The following is a 5,160-nucleotide window of genomic DNA, read 5'->3' on the forward strand; positions in this document are numbered from 1 at the left end:
TTGTGCGATTGCATCCGTCACACGACGGCGGAGGTCAACGGAAAGAGCTCGGGTCATCGGAAATCTCCTTTGACACAAGGAATCACAAATCACACCAAAACGGAATCCCATACGATTCATTCATCGCGCCTGACGCTCTAATACGAGCGTGACCAGTTGCCTGGGCTGTAGATTGCTTTCAAAAGTAGATCGTTGAGGCGCCTGCGTTCGTTTGGCGTCAGTGCGGCCAGCATTTCATCGCGCCTTCTTGTATAGATGGGTAGGACCGAGTGATAGAGTTCAAGTCCTTTCCCGGTCAGGCGAAGATAGGCTTTACGACGGTCACCGGCTGCCACTTCCCGGATCAGATGATCTGAATTGGTCAATTTAATCACTGCCCGGCTGATCGAGTTTTTCGGTCGTCCCGTCAGAATACAGATCTTGGAAGCGCTCAACGGACCCGTCGCCGCCAACGTGAAGAGAACATTGAAATCATCACGGGTCATACCGTGCTTCTGTTCCAGCTCCAGTGCCGTCGGCCCGGAAAAATAATTGCCCCACAGCGAAAGCAGATATGTTTCTTTGATTTCCGAGCGTTCGCGAATATTGCGAACCTCGTCTTCCAGTTCCACCAGCGTGTTTTTATGCCCCATCCCGGTCTTCCTCATGACCCCGACGCTTTAAAAGCCCGGTATCCATTGAGACCAGATATGGTCTCAATGTCTCGGCTTTGCAGCATGTCCGGAGACGACTTATTCAAGTTCGTCCGGATTGTCCTTTACCTATTGAACGAAACGAGCATCGCCTACATTCGCAGCCGAGGCTTCAAGACCATGTCTTTTCAGAATTTCGGCCAGAGTTCCATCTTCGCGCAATTGTTGAACGTCTGCGTTGATGGCTGCCTGAAAGTCTGCAGAACCTTCCGGAACGGGGAACCCGACCTGCGAAGGCATCATCGACGCGGCAACGCGCTCATCCGGCTGCACCGCATTATAGTAAAAGCCTTCAAGCTGACCTGCTGAATCTGCGTTCACGATGACGGAGTTGCTTGCGAAATTGGCGGAGATGCGACCATTGCGCAGATCTTGAAGTGATGCTGAGAAATTTGGATAAAGCTTGAGTTGGCTGCCGAAAAGTGTCTTGAGTTCAGGCACCCAGAGATCGCCCTGGACTGTGCCAACAGGCTGTCCTTCAAGCTCATCGAATGCGTTGACATCTTCTGTGCTGACGATGGCCATCTGGTCAAGATAAAGAGGTGCGGAAAAATCGAGAACCTTGTCGCGCTCTGCGGTGCGGTACCAGCCGCCTGCGGAAATATCGGCGCGGCCGCGGGTGATGTAATTGAGCCCGGCGGCAGCATCGACCGGACGGGCCTCAATCTCAAGGCATTCCATCGCGGCAACGTGTTTCAGAATCTCCCCTTCGATCCCCATGATTTCGCCGTTTTCGATCCATGTTGCGGGGCGGTATGTGGTCGCGACCAGCGATAGTGTTCCAGGTTTTACCGTTTCAAAGCTATGCTTGGGAGTGCAGTCTTCAGCCATTGCGGCAGGCACAGTGCAAGCCAGAAAAGCGGTGGCAATAAGTGTGGTTTTAATCGTCGTCATAAAAACCCTTTCAATTCTTTGTTTGTCAGCGTTTGGCATAGGCTCCGGCTCGGCCTTCGAACCAGCTGACGAGGATCGAAGCCGGGATGCAGACAGCCGCAAAGAAAAGGCCAGCGAGCATCAGAACCGGAAAATATTGGAAAGTAATCGCACCGATGTCATAGGCGCGGCTGATGATCTCACTGAGAGAGATCGTGAAGCAGAGGGATGTTGATTGTAGAACCAGAATCGAAAAACCCAGCAGGCCGGGTACAGCAATCCTGATCGCCTGCGGCAAAGTCACAAATCGCAGCGTATCCAATCGTCCCAGACGCAAGACGGCTGCAGCTTCCTTTTGCCCCGCAGGGACGGCCTGTAATCCCGCACGGATGATTTCACTGGTATAAGCAGCCGTTGAAAGCCCAAGCGCTGCAACGGCTGCAGAAAATGAACCCAGGGTCAAACCTGCCTGCGGAAGACCGGAATACATGAACTGGATCAGCACCAATGCAGGCGCGCCCCGCCCGATCTCCACAAGTGCCAGTACACTCCAGCGCATCGCCCTCAGTTTGGACTGAACCGCCAACGCAAACACCAGCCCGAGCGGGATTCCCAAAAGAAGTGTCAGGCCTGTTACCTGAAGTGATATCTTAAAACCCTGCCAAAGCTCGGGCAGCCAGGTTAAGATATCGTCGGACGTCATTCCGAGCCATAAATCCGTCATCGGGCCACCTTGCTGCGAAGTTTCTGGTCGGCCACGCGTGAGACCCAGGCGATCGGAAGAGAAAGCAGGATATAGATCAACCCAACCATGCCTAGGACCGGCAGATATTGGTAATTCATCTGCGTGACATAGCGTCCCTGAAATGCCAGTTCAGTCACGCCGATGGTGGATGCGATCGCACTGTCTTTCAAAAGGCCGATAGCATAGGTCGCGGTGGTAGGAAGAGCCACGCGCATCAGTTGCGGAAAAATAACACCGAAAAACCGGTGCTGTGGTGAAAGGTTCAAAGCTTCCGCTGCCTCGCTTTGCCCGGACGGAACTGCGATTAAACCTCCGCGGTAGATTTCAGCCATGTTGGCGGCAGCGATCAACCCGAATGCGACAAGCGCTGCAGCAAACGGATTGAAACCTGTGCCGCCAGCGCCCACTCCGAAAAAAATCAGAAAGATCCAGACAATCGGCGGGATTGCACGCACAAATGAGATGAAAGCCAGAGCGACGATACGAAGAACCCTGTTCCTGGATACACGCATCAGCATGATCGGAAAGCCAAGAATGGCACCGATGGCAAGCGCCCCGGCGGTGAGAAGCACTGTCCAGTGAAGGCCGTGCAATATCAGAAGGAAATCGGTCCAGTTCATCGTTTATTGACCGCATGAAAGAAGCTGTTGGCGCGTTCGGTCTGCGGATTACGGATAACCTCCGTGGATGACCCCTGTTCGATTATGCGCGCGTCAGCCATAAAAATCGTCTCTTCGGCCACCTCTTCTGCAAACGCCATTTCATGGGTGACGACAATCATCGTCATGCCCTGCTCCGCCAGGTCACGCATAACCTGAAGGACTTCGAGTCCGAGTTCCGGGTCGAGTGCAGAAGTCGGTTCATCGAACAACATGACGCGGGGTTCCATAGCCAGCGCCCGGGCGATAGCGATCCGTTGCTGCTGGCCTCCGGAGCATCGGGAGGGATATTGTTCGGCCTTATCAGCGAGGCCGACTTTTTCCAGCAACTTCAGTGAGTTTTCGTCGGCATCACGCGTGGAGCGTCCAAATACCCGCTTTTGGGCAAAACTCACATTTTCGAGCGCAGTCATGTGAGGGAACAGATTGAAGCTTTGAAACACCATGCCGAGGTGGCGACGCAGCGCCGTAATCTGTGAGCGGGGAATGGGCTTGCCCGCATCGATACGGGTGCCACATACGTCGATGTGACCGTTTGTGGGAGTCTCGAGAAGATTAATGCAACGCAGCAGCGTTGATTTCCCTGACCCTGATGGCCCTACAATTGACAGAACTTCCCCGGCATGAACGCTGAGATCTATACCGGCCAGAACTTCATGATGGCCGAACGACTTGTGAATCGCCTTCAACTCAATCACAGGCTTTTCGTCAGAACGTGCAAAGCCATCCTCCGCTTTGGTGGAGGCTAGTATCGTCATTCTCGCTCCTTAAGCAAACGCCGACAGCAATGATCCGTGGGTTGCTTTTCTTTTGATTTCAATCACGTTTTTGAAACCTGCGAGGTCAGGTCTCAAGGGATCGGATGATCCTCGGGCCGTTCTGCAAAATGGCAGATGCCAACGTGAACGGGCATGTTCAAGATGAGTGCCCGAGGTGAATTGGCCTTGCGTTGCTGTTGCCGTGCGCAACGCATGACCAAGGATGAGGGGGCTTATACACTAAGTCCCAAATGGGACCAATATTAAAAGTATACGAAAGTGCTTTTTGGCAGTTATATTATTGATTATTATGGAACATTTCTCTATCTTTTCGCGCGGACCAACCCGGTCACTACCATAAAAGTGATGACGATGACCTAGTCTGTTCCATTGGCGTAGATCAATGCGCCACCCACGATCACACGATTGCCAAACCGGTTGACCAGTTTCGGAACCAATAGGCCTTCTGTTCAACGATCGGAGATATCATCTTAAGAACGGCGAGAGCCGCAAAGCCGACCGGATGATCGATGACGGATGTGTTGGTAAAGATACGGCAGAATTTCTCCGCCCACAGCCGGCCTGTCTGATGGAAGACCATAATCCCGCGGTCAGCCAGCAAGGTCTCGACCACTCGTGAGTTCGGAGTAAGCCGAAAATAGAGCCACACGGCGTGTGAAGTGGCTCGGTTTGTTTGAACAGCCAGACGGTCTTTCTTAAGTGGTTTCCGGCCTCGTTTATGCTGCCTCTGATATTGCGGGCAGCGCGTTGAAGTAAGCCTGATCGGGTGTGTTCCGGTTAAGCGAAGAATGCGGACGACGGCTGTTGTAGAAGGTCAGATATCGTCCGATACCTGCTCGGGCTTCTGCGACAGACTTGTAGGCGTGAAGATAGACCTCTTCATACTTGATCGACCGCCAAAGCCGCTCCACGAAGACATTGTCGCGCCAAGCGCCCTTACCATCCATTGAGATGGCGATTTCCGCCGTCTTCAGCACAGCTGTGAAGTCCATCGAGGTGAACTGCGATCCCTGATCTGAGTTAAATATCTCTGGCTTGCCATATCGACCGAGCGCTGCCTCGACGGCTTCAACGCAGAACGCGGTTTCCAGCGTGATCGACAGCCGCCACGACAGCACCCTCCGGCTGAACCAGCCGACGACGGCGCAGAGATAAACGAAGCCTCGCGCCATCGGGAGTGGAGTAAGAAGCGCGAATGCGCTTCTCCTCCCCGAACCGTACGTGCAGTAGAGTAGGGGCAGAGCGCCGTGCAGCGATTTAGCCTTGGCCGCTCCCGACCCCATCAATGTCGTCTCGCGCTTCCCGACATCTGCCCGGATATAGCGCGACAATCTGTCTGAGACGCCGGCGACAATCTGTCTGAGATTCTATGTCGCGTCATTTGTGATGTTATCATCCTGATTGCCGCTGGC

6 protein-coding genes and 1 pseudogene are annotated in these 5,160 nt (G+C 53.6%); all 7 read right to left on the minus strand.

What is annotated here, in order from left to right; genetic code table 11:
• Positions 1–137: 137 nt before the first annotated feature.
• Entirely contained in the window at positions 138–632 is a 495-nt protein-coding gene (locus EDC90_RS20415) for a MarR family winged helix-turn-helix transcriptional regulator (protein WP_132314350.1), read from the minus strand.
• Positions 633–761: 129 nt separating this feature from the next.
• Positions 762–1,586: a substrate-binding periplasmic protein gene (locus EDC90_RS20420; protein ID WP_165972926.1), complete on the minus strand. Its 825-nt coding sequence runs from the start codon at positions 1,584–1,586 to the stop codon at positions 762–764.
• 25 nt (positions 1,587–1,611) lie between these two features.
• A complete protein-coding gene (locus tag EDC90_RS20425; RefSeq protein ID WP_132314352.1) occupies positions 1,612–2,289 on the minus strand; it encodes an amino acid ABC transporter permease in 678 nt (225 codons plus the stop codon).
• Complete coding sequence (locus EDC90_RS20430; protein ID WP_132314353.1) at positions 2,286–2,930, minus strand: amino acid ABC transporter permease; 645 nt, start codon at positions 2,928–2,930, stop codon at positions 2,286–2,288. Before EDC90_RS20430 ends, EDC90_RS20425 begins: the two co-directional genes overlap by 4 nt.
• Complete coding sequence (locus tag EDC90_RS20435; RefSeq protein WP_132314354.1) at positions 2,927–3,727, minus strand: amino acid ABC transporter ATP-binding protein; 801 nt, start codon at positions 3,725–3,727, stop codon at positions 2,927–2,929. The genes EDC90_RS20430 and EDC90_RS20435 overlap by 4 nt, the downstream gene beginning before the upstream one ends.
• A gap of 418 nt (positions 3,728–4,145) precedes the next feature.
• A complete protein-coding gene (locus tag EDC90_RS21515; RefSeq protein WP_132314355.1) occupies positions 4,146–4,361 on the minus strand; it encodes a hypothetical protein in 216 nt (71 codons plus the stop codon).
• A gap of 103 nt (positions 4,362–4,464) precedes the next feature.
• Positions 4,465–4,935, minus strand: a pseudogene (locus EDC90_RS20445) (transposase); the annotation flags it as partial.
• Positions 4,936–5,160 lie beyond the last annotated feature (225 nt).

Source organism: Martelella mediterranea, assembly GCF_004342225.1.
GTDB lineage: Bacteria > Pseudomonadota > Alphaproteobacteria > Rhizobiales > Rhizobiaceae > Martelella > Martelella mediterranea_B.